Genomic DNA, 17,346 nt, shown 5'->3' on the forward strand with positions numbered 1-17,346 from the left:
CACCGGTTGTAAAGGTCCATTCCTTGTCAACTGCCAGTGGGTTGCCTGCGAGATCCGTGGCCCCAATAGTAATTTTGGCGGTATAAACAATGCCGGAATCGAGAGCGGTTGTCGGCGCAAAGCTCGCAGTTTTGACGCCGGCAGGGTAAGTCACCTCCCCGGCTACGGTTCCGCCAGGTTCTGTCAGAGTAAAGGTGGTGCCGGTGATCGTTGCCGAGGCCATGTCTTCACTGAAGGTCGCGATGATCTTGGTGTTGATAGCCACATCTGTAGCCGTATTATTAGGGACGGTGAGAGTTACAGTGGGCGCGGTGGTGTCCGTGACAGGGGGCGCAGGGTTGCTGTCATTGTTGTTGTTACATCCGGTCATAAAAACAGTTAGCAGTAACGCAAATAGAAGATAAGCGTTCTGCATCGTGAATTTTTTCATAATAAGTCTCCTTTAGTGTTTATAATTTTGGGAAAAACAATATATATTGTTGACTGCCTTTTGTTGTCAGGCTCCTGTTGCGCACTTCCTCTCCTTTCCCCCACATGACTTTTTAAGTCAAATTTATCCTCAAGTCTGATTCCACTCTTCTAAAAGGGGGCGCATTTAGATGGGATGATCAGTTTCTTGTAAAGTTAATAGAGCAAGTAGCCTGCCAACGGAGTCGGCATAAGTCATATGTTTGTTTTTATCGTGTAATAACGGGGGGTGTGCCAAGCAGAGCAGCGTTTGCTCAGTAGGGGATATTCCACAATTGCCCTTCATATTTGGCGGAACCACAGCATTTTGAGGGATGCTTTGAAGGCAAACCCGGCCTGTCATTTTGTAATAGGACGATTAGTCTGGCGCAAAATAATTCGGTTATATTGTGCAGGATCGGATATAATCGTAATGAAAATTATGAAAAAATAATTCAAAGAAGGCGGCAGGCGGCAACGATCAAAAATCACCATAATCTCGCGATGATTCGTTTTATCCGTATCTCGACAACGAGCTTCATGCCCGCCGGTTCACCTGCTGACCTCAGAAATTTTCTATGCTCCTCCTGATGGGGGCGGCATCTCTCTGAATTCCCAGTGATCTGCGGTTGAGTTTGTCTCTGCGGAGATTTCCACCTGAAGACTGACTGCAGAAGTCTCAATATATGCCAAGCGTAACGGCAGGGTTTCATTTAAAGACTTCAAGCCTAACAATTTAATGAATGGGGCAATAATGAGTATCAACAACGACAAGAGCCTGTCAGCAGCTGCCGAACTTCGCCCCCAGGCGGAAGCGCTGCCGATAGCGACCGAGGATGAGTTCAAGGTATGGGCGCTGCAGCGGGCCATCTTTAACAGCGCCAACTTCTCGAGCATCGCCACCGATGCCAAGGGCATCATCCAGATCTTCAATGTCGGCGCCGAGCGCATGCTGGGCTACAAGGCGGCCGAGGTGATGAATAAGATCACCCCGGCCGACATCTCCGATCCGCAGGAGTTGATCTCCCGTGCCAAGGAGCTCACCGCTGAACTCGATACTCCGATTACCCCGGGCTTCGAGGCCCTGGTGTTCAAGGCCTCTCGCGGCATCGAGGACATCTACGAGCTGACTTATATCCGTAAGGACGGCAGCCGTTTCCCGGCGGTGGTTTCGGTTACCGCCCTGCGCGACGAGCAGGAAACCATCATCGGCTACCTGCTGATCGGCACCGATAACACAGCCCGCAAGGAGATCGAGGCGGAACAGATGCTGCTCGATCAGGCCCTGCGCGACCAGCAGTTTTATACCCGCTCGCTTATCGAATCCAACATCGACGCGATTATGACCACCGATCCGGCCGGAATCATTAGCGACGTCAACAAACAGATGGAGGCGCTTACCGGTTGCACGCGCGACGAACTGATCGGCGCACCGTTCAAGAATTACTTTACCGAACCGGATCGGGCCGCAGCAGCCATCAAGCTGGTGCTGCGCAACAAGAGGGTGACCAACTACGAGCTCACCGCGCGCGCCAGGAACGGCAAGGAAACCGTGGTGTCCTACAACGCAGCCACCTTCTATGATCGGGACCGGAGACTGCAGGGCATGTTCGCCGCCGCGCGCGATATTACGGAGCTCAAACGTTTCGAAAAGAAACTGCAAGAGAATAACGCCGAGCTGGATAATGCCAAGACCGCAGCGGAAAAAGCCAATCGCGCCAAGTCGGAGTTCCTGTCTAGTATGAGCCATGAGTTGCGCTCCCCGCTCAATGCGATCCTCGGTTTTGCCCAATTAATGCAAAAGGATAAATCACAGCCAACGCCCAAACAAAAGTCCAGCATCGAGCAGATTCTCAAGGCTGGCTGGTATCTGCTGAAGCTGATTAACGAAATTCTCGATCTGGCGATGATCGAGTCGGGAAAGATGTCGATGTCGCTGGAACCGATGTCGCTGGTCGATGTCATGCTCGAATGCCAGACCATGATTGAGCCAGAGGCGAAAAAAAGCGGCATTAGTTTAAGTTTTCCCCAGTTTGAAAATCCTTATTTTGTGTATGCCGACCAGACCAGGGTCAAGCAGGTCCTGGTAAACCTGCTTTCCAACGCCATCAAATACAACCGTACGCAGGGAGAGGTCGAGGTGACCTGCGAAGTCTGCGCCCCGGGCCGAATCCGCATCAGCGTGCGGGATACCGGTGAGGGGTTGTCGCCTGGAAAACTTGCGGAGCTTTTCCAGCCGTTCAATCGTCTCGGTCAAGAGGGCGGTGTCAAAGAAGGCACCGGCATCGGCCTGGTGGTGAGCAAGCGACTGGTTGAACTGATGGGGGGCGAAATCGGCGTGGAAAGCACTGTCGGGGTGGGTAGTGTGCTGTGGATCGAACTGAATACGGCGGCTGAGCCACAAATTGCCAGCTCCTCGCCGCAGGAGATGGTGGTGATTCAAGCCCCTGTTCAGCCTGGCTCCCCACTGCGCACCCTGTTATATGTAGAAGACAACCAGGCCAACATGCAGCTGGTCGAGCAACTCATCATCGAGTTTCGTTCCGATTTGCGCCTGGTTGGCGCGACGGATGGCACCCAAGGTATCGCCCTGGCGAACATCCATCAGCCGGAGGTAATCCTGATGGACATCCATCTGCCCGGCATCAGCGGCATCCAGGTGCTGAAAGTCCTCCGAGAAGACCCTGCAACCGCGCATATCCCGGTAATTGCGATCAGCGCCAATGCCATGCCGAGCGATATCGAGAAAGGTCTGGATGGCGGATTCTTCCATTATCTCACCAAGCCGATCCAGGTCAACGAGTTCATGGTAACGCTGGATAGTGCCCTGAAATATGCCGAAGAGGGAGCAGCCCGGGCAGCAAAAGCAAAGAAGGAATTGATTTAATGATAACTCGGCCAGATATTCTCAGTGCCAATATCCTCATCGTTGACGATCAGGAGGCCAATGTCATCCTGCTTGAGCAGTTGCTGGCTGAAGCCGGCTATACCTGCATTTCATCAACGATGAATCCCCTGGAGGTTTGCGGGCTGCATCGCCAGAACAACTACGATCTTATCCTCCTCGACCTGCAGATGCCGGGTATGGATGGGTTCCAGGTTATGGAGGGCCTCAAGGCAGATGCGCCGGAGGATTATTTTCCGGTCCTGGTGATCACCGCCCAACCTGGTCACAAATTGCGTGCCTTGCAAACCGGCGCCAAAGATTTTATCAGCAAGCCGTTCGATCTGGTCGAAGTCGAAACGCGGATCCATAACCTGCTGGAGGTCCGTCTGCTGTATAACCAACTGGACAATTATAATAAAATTATGGAACAGACAGTGCTGGAACGAACTGGCGAGCTGCTTAAGTCGAATGTCCAACTCACGCAGGAAATTGAGGAACGCAAGAAGGCGGAAGAGTCACTCCAGAATACCTATGTGGAAATAAAACAGCTTAAAGATCGGCTCCAGGCTGAGAACACCTACCTGCAGCAGGAGGTTGAGCAGCGGGACAACTTCGGTGAGATTATTGGTCAAAGCAAAGCCCTTGCGGAGGTCTTCATGAGGGTTGAACAGGTAGCGCCCATGAATGCAACGGTCCTGCTCATGGGCGAGACCGGCACCGGCAAGGGCGTGATCGCCCGTGCCATCCACAGCAGCAGTACACGCAAGGGCCGGTCGATGATTACGGTTAACTGTGCGTCTCTGCCGGCGAATCTCATCGAAAGCGAACTCTTCGGGCGCGAGAAGGGCGCCTTCACCGGCTCCAATGCCCGGCAGATCGGGCGTTTCGAGCTGGCCGACGGCGGCACCATCTTCCTTGACGAAATCGGCGAGATGCCGCTGGAGCTGCAATCCAAGTTGCTCCGGGTTATTCAGGACGGCGAGTTTGAACGGCTGGGCAGCCCCCGCACCATTAAGATCGATGTGCGAATCATTGCGGCCAGCAACCGGAACCTGGAGGAAGAAATCAGCAACGGCAAGTTCCGGGAAGATCTCTATTACCGACTTAATGTTTTTCCCATCACCCTCCCGCCCCTGCGGAAACGCAAGGATGACATCTCGCTCCTGGTCACGCATTTTGTCGCCAAATTCAATAAAAAAATGGGCAAGAAGATAGAGAGTGTCCCAAAAGAGACCATGGATCTTCTGCAGGAATACCATTGGCCCGGCAACGTCCGGGAATTGGAGAGTGTCGTGGAGCGGGCAGTGATCATCAGCCAGGGAAGTGCGCTCCAGGTATTGGACCGGTTTGATGCCTCCCGGAAACGCGAGCAAACCACCGGGCAGGAAATCAAATCCATTGCCGAGTTGGAACATGACCACATTCTGTTGGTACTCAAGGAAACCGGTGGACGGATCGAGGGGAAAAACGGCGCGGCGCTACTCCTTGGTCTTAACCCCAGTACGCTGCGCGCCCGGATGCGGAAACTGGACATTAGCCGCCAATAGAGATCGCTGTCGGCGCTTCCAGGAGAAGGCTTGTCAAGTCGTTCGCCGTAGCGAACCACCTGTAATTTTCAATTCAGGATCAACTCAACCGATACAATAGCGAGTGAAGTTGCATTATTCAAGATTCGCCCCTTCTTCTCAGGTTTATTGTGCTTGAAGGACTTGACACTATACAATCATTACTGCCTTACTGCCGCGAGACCGTCATATTGGACGGTTCTGTTAAATGCGACGCCTGCCTCTGACAGGTTTACCCTGTCACTTATTTCGCCATTTCAAATTTTATCCTGCGTAATCAATCTGTTATCTATCAAAGTGTTCGTGTTTCTCCTCTGGCATGCTCGTTGCAATTATCCATCATGAAAGTGTAAAAATGGTAGAAAAGTGGGTTTGCCACTAATTTTTTTTCAAGTTGAATTCCTCAAGGAGGGGACACGTAATGAATAAATACAAAACATATTCTAAGATATTGCTGCTGGCAGTAATACTCGGCAGTTTTGTGGCCGTGAGTGCAAGCGTTGCAACTGCCAAAGGTCCCAAAGGTCCCAAAGGTCCGATGCCGGTAAGCCTTGGCGCAGCTGAAACTTTCGCGATTCTAAGCAAAAGCGGAATCACCAACGTTTATCGATCCGCTATTGTTGGGGATGTTGGAACGAGCCCCATCACCGGTGCAGCTCTCCTTCTCACCTGCACGGAAGTCTCGGGCGACATATACACCGTCGATGCGGCTGGTCCTCTCCCCTGTGCGGTGGAAGACGCCACCTTCCTGACCTATGCTGTGGAGGACATGGAATCCGCGTACGACGACGCTGCGGGGCGAAGTTCACCCAGTTTCACTGAACTGGGCGCCGGTGAAATTGGCGGGCTAACCCTCGCTCCTGGCCTCTACAAATGGAGTACTGATCTTTTGATTACCACAGATGTCAGGCTCTCGGGCGGTCCGAACGATGTCTGGATCTTCCAGGTAGCAGGCACACTGAACCAGGCCAACTCTACACGAGTAAAACTGGCCAAAGGCGCACAGGCCAAGAACATTTTCTGGCAGGTTGCAGGCGCAGTGACTCTTGGAACCAATGCGCACTTTGAAGGCATCGTACTGGGGAAAACCATGATTGCCGTCAACACTGGAACATCGGTCAACGGCAGACTGTTGGCGCAGACTGCGGTCACCCTTCAGATGAATGCGATTACCGAGCCCGCCGAGTAAGGACGCATACCTCTCATGTGGAAATAGTTAAGGGTTACAGATTCCGGCCTGTAGCCTTTTTACTAATGCCTCACCACTTCCTCCAGCCCCTTTCATGTCTATTTTTCGGTGATTCAGGAGGAGGCAAAGACTGTTGACATAAAGGAATTCGCATTGAAGCCAGTCCATGTCATCGATCGGACAACTGATCCGGAAAATCCTTGACAAGTACCCCGGAGTGGCAAGCTGATACAGTTCAGCGGGTGACCGACGACACCAGTTGAACTAGCGATACTGTTCGTACCTGCAGCCCCGTGATGTGCCAAATACATTCGTCCTTACCAGAGGTTAGCCATGTCCAAAAAAATTAGTACCCCCATTCTGAACCCGGATGCCATCCCGGTGAAGGGTATCACCGAGGTACGAGGTCAGGAAGCCTTGATTAAAGCTGGGGCTTTGCAGGACGCGATTTTCAATAGTGCCAACTTCTCGAGTATCGCCACCGACGCCAAGGGTGTCATTCAGATTTTCAACGTCGGCGCGGAACGGATGTTGGGCTACTTGGCCGCCGAAGTGATGAACACGATCACACCGGCCGACATCTCCGATCCCCAGGAGTTGATTGCCCGCGCCAAGAAGTTGAGCGACGAACTTAAAACGCCGATTCAACCCGGCTTTGAGGCCTTGGTGTTCAAGGCCTCCCGGGGCATTGAGGACATCTACGAGCTGACCTATATCCGCAAGGATGGCAGCCGCTTTCCGGCGGTGGTGTCGGTCACGGCCCTGCGTGACGCACAAAAAAGCATTATCGGCTACCTGCTGATCGGTACTGACAACACAGCTCGCAAGCAGGCCGAAGAGGCCTTGATTAAAGCTGGGGCTTTGCAGACGGCGATTTTCAAAAGTGCCAACTTTTCTAGTATCGCCACGGACGCCAAGGGTGTCATTCAGATTTTCAATGTCGGCGCGGAACGGATGTTGGGCTACTCGGCCACCGAAGTGATGAACACGATCACGCCGGCCGACATTTCCGATCCCCAGGAGCTGATTGCCCGCGCCAAGGAGTTAAGCGCCGAACTCGAAACGCCGATTCAGCCCGGCTTTGAGGCTTTGGTGTTCAAGGCCTCCCGGGGCATTGAGGACATCTACGAGCTGACCTATATCCGCAAGGATGGCAGCCGCTTTCCGGCAGTGGTGTCGGTCACGGCCCTGCGTGACGCACAAAAAAGGATTATCGGCTATCTGCTGATCGGCACTGACAACACGGCTCGCAAGCAGGCCGAAGAGGCACTGCTTAAAGCTGATGCTTTGCAGGACGCGATTTTCAATAGCGGCAATTTTTCGACTATCGCCACGGACGCCAAGGGTGTCATTCAGATCTTCAACGTCGGCGCGGAACGGATGTTGGGCTACTCGGCCGCCGAAGTGATGAACAAGAGCACGCCGGCCGACATCTCCGATCCCCAGGAGGTGATCGAGCGAGCCAAGGAATTGAGCGACGAACTTCAAACGCCGATTCAGCCCGGCTTTGAGGCCTTGGTATTCAAGGCCTCCCGGGGCATTGAGGACATCTACGAGCTGACCTATATCCGCAAGGATGGCAGCCGCTTTCCGGCAGTGGTGTCGGTCACGGCCCTGCATGACGCGCAAAGAGTCATTATCGGCTATCTGTTGATCGGCACCGATAACACCGCTCGCAAGCAGATCGAGGCCGAGCAGAGGGTGCTCGGGCAGCGCCTGCGTGACCAGCAGTTCTACACCCGCTCCCTGTTCGAATCCAACATCGACGCACTGATGACCACTGACCCAGCCGGAATCATCACCGACATCAACAAACAGATGGAGGCACTCACCGGTTGCACTCGAGACGAGTTGATCGGTGCGCCGTTCAAAAATTACTTCACCGATCCTAAACGGGCCGAGGCGGCCATCAAACAGGCGCTGAACAAAAAGAAGGTCTCCAACTATGAACTCACGGCACGCAACAGGGAAGGCAAGGAAACAGTGGTGTCTTACAATGCAACCACCTTCTATGATCGGGACCGGAGGCTGCAGGGTGTGTTCGCCGCAGCTCGAGACATCACGGAGCGCAAGCAGGCAGAGAAGCAAATTCTCAAGCTGGCTTTGCATGACTCATTGACACTGTTGCCCAATCGTCATCTATTAAACGAACGATTGGGCCAAACCATATCCTTCAGCAAACGGAGTGGTCGTTACAGCACATTAATGTTCCTGGATTTGGATAATTTCAAAACCTTAAATGATACGCATGGGCATCACGTGGGCGATTTACTGTTGATCGAAGTAGCGCGCCGTATTTGCAGTTGTGTCCGGGAGGCAGACACCGTGGCGCGTTTCGGCGGCGATGAGTTTGTGGTGTTACTGAATGAGCTGGATAAGGACAAAACCGAAGCCACAACACAGGCCGGGATCGTCGCTGAAAAAATCCGCGTCGCCCTGAGTAGCCCCTATGTGCTGAAAGTGACGCAAGAGGGGGAAAATGAGACAACCATTGAACATCATTGTACCGCCAGTATTGGTGTTGTCGTCTTCCTTTACCAGGACGGAAGTCAAGAGGACATCATGAAGTGGGCTGATGCGGCGATGTATCAAGCCAAAGGGTCCGGCCGCAATTTGATTCGGTTTTACGATCCGAAAGAGTAAGGGGCCAAGGAAAGATGAATCCAATCTCTTCGCGCTACACTAGCCCGGATATTTCACGAGTTGATCGGGTGAGTAAGTATAAAAGTAAAAGTTTGATGTCAACGGTACAAACTGTACTTTCTGGAAAGGCAACGTATTACTCAATAAATCTCTTCAATCCAAGAAGTTATGCAACTATATCCATTTTACTCATGACATCGGGCTAGAACTGACCAGGAAATATGTAGTTGTTCCGGGATAGTGTGGCTAAAGAATTTTCCGCCCTTGAATGATGCGGACCAGCACCATGATGATAGCGATCACGAGCAGAATATGGATCAGGCCGCCCATGGTATGCGAAGTTACAAAACCCAACAACCACAGCACGATCATGACCACAGAAATTGTCCACAGCATAACATCCTCCTTATGAAGCGGCGGTTGGCTGTGCGAATTGCCTCCACCGTTTCACTGCTTGGTTAACACATGTATCAGAAGCGGCAGCTATTTTACCAGCTGGTCATTCTCCACCCCTTTTGTTGCCTCACATCAGCGCTTCTTCTTTCCCACAATCAGCAACATGATGCCGCCCACGAGGGAAATACCACCGACGATAGGCGAAAGCGGAATTGTTCTCGTATTCTCAGCCGTCATGTGGATGGGGCCGAGATCGAGAACTTTGTCTCTGGTCGTAAAGCTAAAGCCCTGATATGCGAAGGCGAAGATTCCGATCACGATAAGGATGATACCTGTCAACGTGTAAGTTTTCATTTTACTCCTTTAATAATCTTTTCATGAAAGACCCCGTTTCGGCTTTAATTTTTTACTGTTGTCACGGTGGATTTTCCAGCACTTAACTGCCATGTCAACCCGGTCTCGGAATCCTCTATTCGATCCAGCGATGGCCGCTCTGTTTGCTGGAAATGATCCCACGGGCCTATTTCAAGATCAGATCATTTTTTACGGATATGACCCCGGTGACGCCGCGCGCAACTTCGACCGCTTTGTCAATATCGACCTGATATTTGACGAAGCCACTCAACTGAACTACGCCCTTGAAGGTTTCGACGTTGATCTCGCTTGATTTCAGAGAAGCCTCGGTGAAAATTTCTGCCTTGACCTTGGTGGTGATTACGGAGTCGTCTATATACTCTCCGGTGCCCTCCTTCGTGGCTGTTGATGCGCAGCCCAGCGCGGAAAGCAGCAGAAAGACGAGCAACAGGTTAGTGAACAATCTGAATGTTTTCATGGTGATTCTCCTTTTGAGTAATGATGATTAATTGTGTTCTGGTTGTCATTTTTTTGCGTGGTTTCCTGGTGACAGGCGGACTGTGAGTCCAACGGTCTATTTGGTCCTGGGCGCCGCGATGGTCATGTTGTTGGCCACACTTTGCACGCCGTTAACATCCTGGACGTATTTGGTGACCAGATCCTTCTCTGCCGCGACCCTTGCCTCGCCGCCCAACGATACCCTGCCGTTTTTCGTCTCGACACTGGTGTTGATAGCGCTGGTCGAGCGATGATACAGTAAAGTCATTTTGACCAGGGCGGTGATTGATGCGTCATCAACTGATTCGCTTACGGCATCCAATTTTTCGCCCATGGTTTTTTCGTTCGGTTTTCCGGTTTTCTCTGGTAGAGACATTTTGTTATTTACAGCTTTAACCCCTTCGACATCCGAGGCGTATTCTGTTGCCAGGGCTTTCTGCGCCTGGCTCGTTGCCTCGCCTTGCAGAATAACTACTCCATCATTGGTGGTAACTTCGGTCATGACACTGACGTTCCTATGGAACAGCAGCGCGGTCTTCACTTTGGTAGTGAGCCAGGCATCCGATTTTTCGGCAGGGGGGTCATTGAATTTCAGCCGGTTGTCCAGGCTTTTGACCCCGGGCAGATTCGCCACGGTCTCCTGTGCCAACAATTTATGGGACTCATCGGCGACAGTCCCTGTCAAGGTGACAAGGCCATCCTTGGACTCGATTTGAATGGAATCGTCCTTGAGGTATCTCTTGAACACATATGATTTTTGGGCGGCTGATTCGATACGCGTATCCGTTTCGTTCGCGGCTGCATGAACACTACCGACAGGCCCCACGGTCATCAGTAGAGCAACTATCATAAATGACGCACGACACATTGTTTTCATTGATTTGATCCTTTGTTGTGATTGTTTTTTTTGTTGTATTTTAGGCTGTGGTCTTGAAACTCGAGGAGGGCGGGAGTAACGCCTTGAAAAATCTTACCCCTCTGCAGCCTTTTCCATATGGCTCTCGTCAGGCTGCCTCATATGCAAGATGACTGGAATCATTACCAAGGAGTAATAGCAAGAGGCATGCCGCAGGCGAATGCGGGCGAGATAATGCCGGCAAGGCCTTTAGTAGCAATGGGAAAAGATGAAGCAGGGAAAACGGAAGAGAAGGCTGGCAGGATCTGCCAGGCCTCAGAATGTGGCGGAACCGCAACATTCTGAGGGTAGTTGCTGGCTAGTGTCCGGTCTAATAAGTGAGGTTTTTTATTGAAGAAGTCGCTCATGAAAATCGTTATGATTCGTGCTGAACTGACAGGGTAATTGTAATTGTCGTGGATTGATTTAAGTTTTAGGTGTTGCCAGGTGCACAATTTTCTTGCCAGTTTGGCTGTTCCTGTACTAATCTCAATTGGCCGCGCGGTTAATTCGATGCCGCAGAATTTAGTTCCCGATACAGGATTATTGCGGGAAAGAGTTCGTTTTCTCAACATTAAAAACTGGAGCTATTTGATGAAAAAGAATTTTGTGCTGGACACAAACGTGCTGCTTCATAATTCTGAAGCGGTGAGTTCCTTTACCGACAATGTTGTGGTGCTGCCGATGACGGTTATTGAAGAGCTTGATAAATTTAAATCCAGGAATGACGAACTTGGCAGAAATGCCAGAAAGGTCGTTCGGGAACTGGATGCGCTGAGGTCAAAAGGCAGGCTCAGTGAGGGCGTTGAAATGGAAAACGGCGGGATGCTGCGAATTGTCGCCGAGCATGAGAAAAATCTCGTTAATCCCGGATTGGATTTGAGTGTCGCAGACAACCGGATTCTTACGGTTGCGTACACGCTTTTTCAAAAGAAGCAGCCGGTTATTTTTGTCTCAAAAGATATCAACGCCAGGCTCAAGGCAGATGCGCTGGGAATCGCGGCGCAGGATTTTGAAAAACAGAAGGTCAATTTTGATGAGTTGTTTACCGGCAACTGCGAGGTTGTTGTTCCGGGCTCGCTGATTGATGAATTTTATAAGAAAGAGGAAATCGTTCTCGAAGGCAGGGAGTTTATGCCCAATGAGTTTGTCATGCTCATTGACGAAGCAGATGAGAAGCACACCGCCCTGGCAAAAACGAAAACCAAAGGGACACTCGTACACCTGAATGACAAACTTGAAGAGGTGTGGAAGCTTCGTCCCAGGAGCCGGGAGCAACGCATGGCCCTTGAACTCCTGATGGACCCGAAAATAGAATTGATGACCATGGTTGGTCAGGCCGGCACCGGCAAGACCCTTCTTGCTCTGGCCGCAGGCCTTGATTCGACCTTGCGGCTGAAGCGTTATGACAAGATTCTTGTTTCAAGGCCGATTATCCCGTTGGGCAAGGACCTCGGGTACATGCCCGGAGGAAAGGATGAAAAACTGGCCCACTGGATGCAGCCGATATTTGATAATCTTACCTATCTTATGAGTGACGGCCACGGTAAAGACAAGGAGCCGGAGGAAACCACCCGGCAGAAGATCGATAAACTCATGCAAAACAATATCCTGGAAATGGAAGCCCTCACCTATATCCGCGGGCGGTCGATCCCCGGCCAGTATGTGATTGTCGACGAGGCCCAGAATCTGACTCCCCACGAGGTGAAAACCATTATCAGCCGGGCCGGCGAAGGCACAAAAATGGTGCTCACCGGCGATCCGTATCAGATCGACAATCCGTATCTTGATTCCAGCAGTAATGGTCTGGCCTATGCTGTGGAGCGGTTGAAGGGGCTGGAGCTCCACGGCCATATCACCTTGAGGAAGAGCGAGCGAAGCAATCTGGCAGCAGTGGCCGCTGATTATTTATAAAAAACAGGCCAATAGGCTGTAGGGACTCAGGTTGCAAGTATTTTGTATAATCAATGAGTTATGGTGATTTTTTACAAATTTGTTGCCATTATTGTGCCGAATTTTTTAGCGCAGGGAGTGTGAGTAAAGTGGATTTTGAACCGAAATGGATAGCATGGGAAGTGACCAGGCGTTGTAACCTCAAATGTGTGCACTGCCGATCATCATCACAACTGGAAATCCAGGGCCACCCGGACATGTCTCTGGAAGAGGCAAAAAGGGTGGTGGATGATATTTCGTCTTACGCCAAGCCGGTGCTGGTGCTTTCCGGCGGCGAGCCATTACTGAGAAAGGATGTGTTTGAGATTGCTACTTATGGCACTAAAAAAGGTTTGCGCATGTGCATGGCAACCAACGGCACCCTGGTGACCTCGGAAATCTGCAAAAAAATGCTGGCTTCCGGAATAAAAATGGTCTCGCTCAGTCTTGACGGCTCAACCGACAAGGTTCATGATAATTTCCGGAATTCGGTCGGGGCCTTTGACGGGACGATCCGGGCGGCAGAATTATTTAAGGAGCATGGAATAAAGTTTTTGATCAATTCTTCTTTTACAAAACGCAATCAGGATGAGATCCCGAAGATATTGAGGCTTGCCAAAGACCTCGGGGCGACAGCCTGGTATATGTTCATGATCGTTCCAACCGGCCGCGGTGAGGACATTATGGAGGAACTGATCTCAAAAGAGGATTACGAGGAGCTGCTCAAATGGCATTATGAGATGGAAAAGACTGAAAATGATATTCTGGTCCGTCCAACCTGTGCGCCAAGTTATTACCGTGTTGTGCTCCAGCAGGCAAAGGCGCAGGGCGATGACTTCAAGCGCCGGACATTGCAGTTTTCAACCGGCGGCTCCAAGGGATGCCTTGCAGGGCAGTTGATCTGTCTGATTGATGTTGACGGCAATGTTCTGCCGTGCAGCTATTTTCCAAAATCTGCCGGGAATGTCCGCGAGCAATCCTTTAAGGATATCTGGGAGAACTCGAAATTGTTCAAGGATCTGCGTGATTTCAAAAGCTATAAGGGCCGTTGCGGTTCCTGCGAATATGTGGGAGTCTGCGGCGGCTGCCGGGCAAGGGCGTACGCAGTGACCGGCGATTATATGGAAGAGGAACCCTTTTGCGGGCACATTCCATTTAAAATGGCTAAGAAGTGATGGTTAGGAGTGAGGTGTGAAGAGTAATGAGTGAGGGTAAAAGTAATTACATTAATGAGATGAATATATTGTCCGTCTCCGAAAGACCTTTTTTTGACGGACATTAACCAAGCGAGAGACGTATGAACGATACTTTTTTGAAAGCATGCAAGGGTGAGCCGGTTGATTATACGCCGATCTGGATTATGCGTCAGGCCGGGCGGTATCTTCCGGAATACCATACGGTACGGAGCAAGGGGTCTTTTCTGGATCTGTGCAAGACCCCGGAGCGGGCCGCGGAAGTAACCCTCCAGCCCGTGGATATTCTGGGGGTGGACGCGGCGATTCTTTTTTCAGACATTCTGGTGCCGTTAGAAAAAATGGGCGCGCCCCTTGAATTTCATGAAAATCGAGGGCCGGTTTTTCCCTCGCCGATCCGTGATCAGGCGGCAGTGGATAAGCTGGGGATTCCGGATCCGGAAGATGATCTCGGCTATGTAATGGAAACCATCCGCATTCTCAGAAAGGAGCTTGCCGGACGCGTGCCGCTCATCGGTTTTTCCGGGGCGCCGTTCACCCTGGCCACCTATCTTATTGAGGGCGGCTCATCGAAAAATTATCTGAACACCAAGATCATGATGTACCAGGATCCAGGGCTCTATAAATCACTCCTCGATAAAATTACCGATTGCCAGATTGTCTATCTCAAAGGTCAGGCCGCAGCCGGTGCTCAGGCCCTTCAGATTTTTGATTCCTGGGCCGGAGTGCTTGCGCCCCGGGACTATCGTGAATTCGCTTACCCTTACGTGACCCGGATTATTGCGGCTCTCAAGGAAGTTACGGATATTCCGCTGATCTATTTTGCCAATAACGGCGCAACCCTCCTTGATATAACCAAAGACTGCGGCTCGGATGTGCTTGGCTTTGACTGGCGGATTAATCTGGATGAAGCAGTGCGCCGGGTGGGACCGAAAATGTCGATTCAGGGAAATATGGATCCCCTGGCCTTGTTCCTGCCGGACGATAAACTTGAAGAGCGGATTAAGAATGTCTTGAATCAGGCCAAAGGCGCAAGAGGGCATATTTTCAACCTGGGGCACGGTATTGTGCCGCAGACTGATCCTGCCAAGGCAAAACTTGCGGTTGAGCTGGTGCATAAACTCAGTAGAAGATAATAGGATGATTCCGTCAATTGCCCAATGCTCCAGGCTCATGGACGAGTATGGGATGCTTGAAAACATCAAGGTTCATTCCTTTGTAGTGGCGCGGGTCGCTGAGCTGCTTACCCGGAATTTACAGGCCGCGGGTATCGTTGATTTGCCGCTTGATACGATCATTGCCGGGGCGCTGCTCCATGACATCGGCAAGACCGAATGCCTTGACAACGATAAAGATCATGCCCGGGTCGGCAAAGAGATATGCCTGCAGCTCGGCTTTTCCGAGATTGCTGAAATAGTGGGTCAGCATGTGATCCTCAGGAATGATTTGAGCAGGAATTGCTGCACGCCCATAGAAGTAGTCTATTACGCCGATAAAAGGGTGCTGCACGATGAAGTTGTGGGTCTTGAGGCGCGGCTCGATTATATCCTCGCACGTTATGGAAGGGGTGATGCAAGACTTCATCGGAGGATACGGGAGAATTTTGATATCTGTAAAACCCTTGAGCAGAAGATGTTTTCACATTTTGACATTGAGCCTGAAGCGGTTCAGGAAATGATCAACGGCTCAAACAGTATGATTGAATTCCGTGTACCGCTCTGGTCGATGTCATGAAAAGTGCAAAAGAAGAAGTAATCGGTGTGGTCCTCCTCAATCTTGGCGGCCCGGAGCGCCTGGAAGAAGTGGAGCCCTTTCTGTTTAATCTGTTTTCAGACAGAAAGATTATCCGCTTGAGTCCCTTTGCTTTTCTGCAGAAATTCATTGCCCGAAAAATTGCCCGCAAGCGTGCCCCCAAGAGTGCCCAGGCTTATAAGCTCATCGGCGGCGGCTCACCGTTGAACAGGATCACCGGAGAACAGGGTAAAGCCCTTGAGGTATCTCTTGCTGAGCATGGCGTATTCAAGGTCGGTATGGCCATGCGCTACTGGAAGCCTTATGCCGGCGAGATCCTGGCGGATTTTGCCGGCCAGGGTATTCACCGGATCATTGCCCTTACCCTGTATCCTCATTATTCCAAGGCAACAACCGGCTCTTCCATTGATGATTTGATGGGTGTGGCTGCAGGTTTCAAGGAACCCTTTGAGATTTCCACGGTTGAGTCGTACCCCGACCATCAGGGGTATGTGAAAGCCCTTGCCGGAACAATCGGTGAAGGAATCAGGCGATTCGGCGGGGAGAAGTTTCAGGTTGTTTACAGCGCCCACAGCCTGCCGGTGAATTTTATCAAAGAGGGTGACCCCTATGTGGACCATCTGGTGAAAACCATCCGCGCAGTAGAAAAAAGCACCAATTTGACCGGCAAACTCTGTTACCAGAGCAGGAGCGGGCCGGTGGAGTGGTTGTCGCCGTCCACCCCTGAAATGCTTGAAGCCCTGGCCGCAGAAGGCTGCAGCAATGTGCTCATGGTGCCCATCAGTTTTGTTTCCGATCACGTGGAAACCCTCTATGAAATCGATATGCTCTATAAGGACCAGGCCAGAGATCTCGGCATCCGTCTTGAGCGCACCGAATCCCTCAATACCAATCCGGTATTTATTAATGCCCTTAAGGATCTGGTTTTATCAGCTAAGGGAAAGCCAGAAGAAGAATCTTCTTAATTCATTAACAATTATTTAAATTGTTCCTTCCTGCTCTCGTTGTTTTCCCCTCTTTCCCAACAAATAATCACAAGTGGCATTGTAAGTCTTTAATGTGTTATGGTGCCTAGAAATTCCACCTTTTGGCATAAGTTGAAAGCACATAATGCATATTTATTCCTGAATTATAGGTGCAAAAAAAACAGAATAACTTGGACAGGGTAAAAATGGCTGCTAATCAATAGGTAGCAAGAAAATCATGAGTAAACATAACAATCATAACTTCCTGAATTTAATTTATAAAATTTGCCTACTTATTCTGACCTTTTCATTGAGTGGTTGTGGTGTTCTCATAAGTGATCATTTTTCGCAATCAACTGGTCCTGAACCAGGAACTGGTTTTATTCTTAGAGGAAGCGGTTGGACTGACGGGAAATATGGGTATGTTTTGCCTGATGTTAATCAAATCGAAACAGATGAATTAATAATAGCTGTTCAAATCAACAACTCTAACCTCTATATGGCCTTCGGTTGTCAAGGAATAAACTTCTCCCTTGGATCGAAAATCAAATAAGCAGTAAAAATTCTCCATCCTTCCGGCAGATTTCTTGACAACTAACCCGTTTGCGCTGCTTGCGTCTTCAATCGCGG

General features: G+C 50.7%; 15 protein-coding genes and 1 pseudogene. 10 read left to right on the forward strand and 6 right to left on the reverse strand.

Annotation, left to right across the window (positions count from 1 at the left end):
- Window positions 1–430, reverse strand: a 430-nt coding sequence (locus KKE17_12745; protein MBU1710864.1) for an Ig-like domain-containing protein, incomplete at its 3' end; no start/stop codon positions are given.
- Between the two features lie 771 nt (window positions 431–1,201).
- On the opposite strand from KKE17_12745, the gene KKE17_12750 reads away from it, so the two are divergent.
- The 4 genes and pseudogenes from KKE17_12750 (at window position 1,202) to KKE17_12765 (ending at window position 8,164) form a co-directional block, all read left to right on the forward strand.
- Window positions 1,202–3,334 (forward strand): PAS domain S-box protein, encoded by a 2,133-nt coding sequence (locus tag KKE17_12750; GenBank protein ID MBU1710865.1) that lies wholly within the window; start codon window positions 1,202–1,204, stop codon window positions 3,332–3,334.
- Entirely contained in the window at window positions 3,334–4,881 is a 1,548-nt protein-coding gene (locus tag KKE17_12755; GenBank protein ID MBU1710866.1) for a sigma-54 dependent transcriptional regulator, read from the forward strand. Before KKE17_12750 ends, KKE17_12755 begins: the two co-directional genes overlap by 1 nt.
- Window positions 4,882–5,320: 439 nt before the next feature.
- Window positions 5,321–6,088: a DUF3494 domain-containing protein gene (locus KKE17_12760; protein MBU1710867.1), complete on the forward strand. Its 768-nt coding sequence runs from the start codon at window positions 5,321–5,323 to the stop codon at window positions 6,086–6,088.
- A gap of 435 nt (window positions 6,089–6,523) precedes the next feature.
- Window positions 6,524–8,164, forward strand: a pseudogene (locus KKE17_12765) (PAS domain-containing protein).
- 813 nt (window positions 8,165–8,977) lie between these two features.
- Here KKE17_12765 and KKE17_12770 read toward each other — a convergent pair.
- The 5 genes from KKE17_12770 to KKE17_12790 all read right to left on the reverse strand — a co-directional run bounded on the left by KKE17_12770 (window position 8,978) and on the right by KKE17_12790 (window position 11,449).
- Window positions 8,978–9,127, reverse strand: a complete 150-nt coding sequence (locus KKE17_12770) for a lmo0937 family membrane protein (protein MBU1710868.1) — start codon at window positions 9,125–9,127, stop codon at window positions 8,978–8,980.
- A gap of 132 nt (window positions 9,128–9,259) precedes the next feature.
- Complete coding sequence (locus tag KKE17_12775; protein ID MBU1710869.1) at window positions 9,260–9,481, reverse strand: DUF3185 domain-containing protein; 222 nt, start codon at window positions 9,479–9,481, stop codon at window positions 9,260–9,262.
- A gap of 166 nt (window positions 9,482–9,647) precedes the next feature.
- The gene (locus tag KKE17_12780; protein MBU1710870.1) at window positions 9,648–9,959 is read right to left on the reverse strand and encodes a BON domain-containing protein; all 312 of its coding nucleotides are present in this window, start codon (window positions 9,957–9,959) and stop codon (window positions 9,648–9,650) included.
- A 96-nt stretch (window positions 9,960–10,055) separates the two neighbouring features.
- Window positions 10,056–10,847 (reverse strand): BON domain-containing protein, encoded by a 792-nt coding sequence (locus tag KKE17_12785; GenBank protein MBU1710871.1) that lies wholly within the window; start codon window positions 10,845–10,847, stop codon window positions 10,056–10,058.
- A gap of 170 nt (window positions 10,848–11,017) precedes the next feature.
- Window positions 11,018–11,449, reverse strand: coding sequence for a hypothetical protein (locus tag KKE17_12790; protein ID MBU1710872.1), 432 nt, complete (start codon window positions 11,447–11,449; stop codon window positions 11,018–11,020).
- Between the two features lie 19 nt (window positions 11,450–11,468).
- Here KKE17_12790 and KKE17_12795 point away from each other — a divergent pair, with 19 nt between their 5' ends.
- The 6 genes from KKE17_12795 to KKE17_12820 all read left to right on the forward strand — a co-directional run bounded on the left by KKE17_12795 (window position 11,469) and on the right by KKE17_12820 (window position 17,269).
- Window positions 11,469–12,788, forward strand: a complete 1,320-nt coding sequence (locus tag KKE17_12795) for a PhoH family protein (GenBank protein MBU1710873.1) — start codon at window positions 11,469–11,471, stop codon at window positions 12,786–12,788.
- 128 nt (window positions 12,789–12,916) lie between these two features.
- Window positions 12,917–13,981 (forward strand): radical SAM protein, encoded by a 1,065-nt coding sequence (locus tag KKE17_12800; GenBank protein ID MBU1710874.1) that lies wholly within the window; start codon window positions 12,917–12,919, stop codon window positions 13,979–13,981.
- A gap of 122 nt (window positions 13,982–14,103) precedes the next feature.
- Window positions 14,104–15,135, forward strand: a complete 1,032-nt coding sequence (hemE, locus tag KKE17_12805) for a uroporphyrinogen decarboxylase (GenBank protein MBU1710875.1) — start codon at window positions 14,104–14,106, stop codon at window positions 15,133–15,135.
- Window positions 15,136–15,139: 4 nt separating this feature from the next.
- Entirely contained in the window at window positions 15,140–15,733 is a 594-nt protein-coding gene (locus KKE17_12810) for an HDIG domain-containing protein (protein MBU1710876.1), read from the forward strand.
- Entirely contained in the window at window positions 15,730–16,716 is a 987-nt protein-coding gene (gene hemH / locus KKE17_12815) for a ferrochelatase (GenBank protein MBU1710877.1), read from the forward strand. Before KKE17_12810 ends, hemH begins: the two co-directional genes overlap by 4 nt.
- A 238-nt stretch (window positions 16,717–16,954) precedes the next feature.
- Window positions 16,955–17,269 (forward strand): hypothetical protein, encoded by a 315-nt coding sequence (locus tag KKE17_12820; GenBank protein ID MBU1710878.1) that lies wholly within the window; start codon window positions 16,955–16,957, stop codon window positions 17,267–17,269.
- The last annotated feature ends 77 nt before the right edge of the window (window positions 17,270–17,346 follow it).

Source organism: Pseudomonadota bacterium (genome assembly GCA_018823135.1).
Lineage (GTDB): Bacteria > Desulfobacterota > Desulfobulbia > Desulfobulbales > CALZHT01 > JAHJJF01.

What these genes read in the sequence shown, in the direction of transcription:
- KKE17_12750 (MBU1710865.1), top strand. Translation starts at nt 1,202, where the DNA reads ATGAGTATCAACAACGACAAGAGCCTGTCAGCAGCTGCCGAACTTCGC.
- KKE17_12755 (MBU1710866.1), top strand. Translation starts at nt 3,334, where the DNA reads ATGATAACTCGGCCAGATATTCTCAGTGCCAATATCCTCATCGTTGAC.
- KKE17_12760 (MBU1710867.1), top strand. Translation starts at nt 5,321, where the DNA reads ATGAATAAATACAAAACATATTCTAAGATATTGCTGCTGGCAGTAATA.
- KKE17_12770 (MBU1710868.1), bottom strand. Translation starts at nt 9,127, where the DNA reads ATGCTGTGGACAATTTCTGTGGTCATGATCGTGCTGTGGTTGTTGGGT.
- KKE17_12775 (MBU1710869.1), bottom strand. Translation starts at nt 9,481, where the DNA reads ATGAAAACTTACACGTTGACAGGTATCATCCTTATCGTGATCGGAATC.
- KKE17_12780 (MBU1710870.1), bottom strand. Translation starts at nt 9,959, where the DNA reads ATGAAAACATTCAGATTGTTCACTAACCTGTTGCTCGTCTTTCTGCTG.
- KKE17_12785 (MBU1710871.1), bottom strand. Translation starts at nt 10,847, where the DNA reads ATGTGTCGTGCGTCATTTATGATAGTTGCTCTACTGATGACCGTGGGG.
- KKE17_12790 (MBU1710872.1), bottom strand. Translation starts at nt 11,449, where the DNA reads ATGTTGAGAAAACGAACTCTTTCCCGCAATAATCCTGTATCGGGAACT.
- KKE17_12795 (MBU1710873.1), top strand. Translation starts at nt 11,469, where the DNA reads ATGAAAAAGAATTTTGTGCTGGACACAAACGTGCTGCTTCATAATTCT.
- hemE (MBU1710875.1), top strand. Translation starts at nt 14,104, where the DNA reads ATGAACGATACTTTTTTGAAAGCATGCAAGGGTGAGCCGGTTGATTAT.
- KKE17_12810 (MBU1710876.1), top strand. Translation starts at nt 15,140, where the DNA reads ATGATTCCGTCAATTGCCCAATGCTCCAGGCTCATGGACGAGTATGGG.
- hemH (MBU1710877.1), top strand. Translation starts at nt 15,730, where the DNA reads ATGAAAAGTGCAAAAGAAGAAGTAATCGGTGTGGTCCTCCTCAATCTT.
- KKE17_12820 (MBU1710878.1), top strand. Translation starts at nt 16,955, where the DNA reads ATGAGTAAACATAACAATCATAACTTCCTGAATTTAATTTATAAAATT.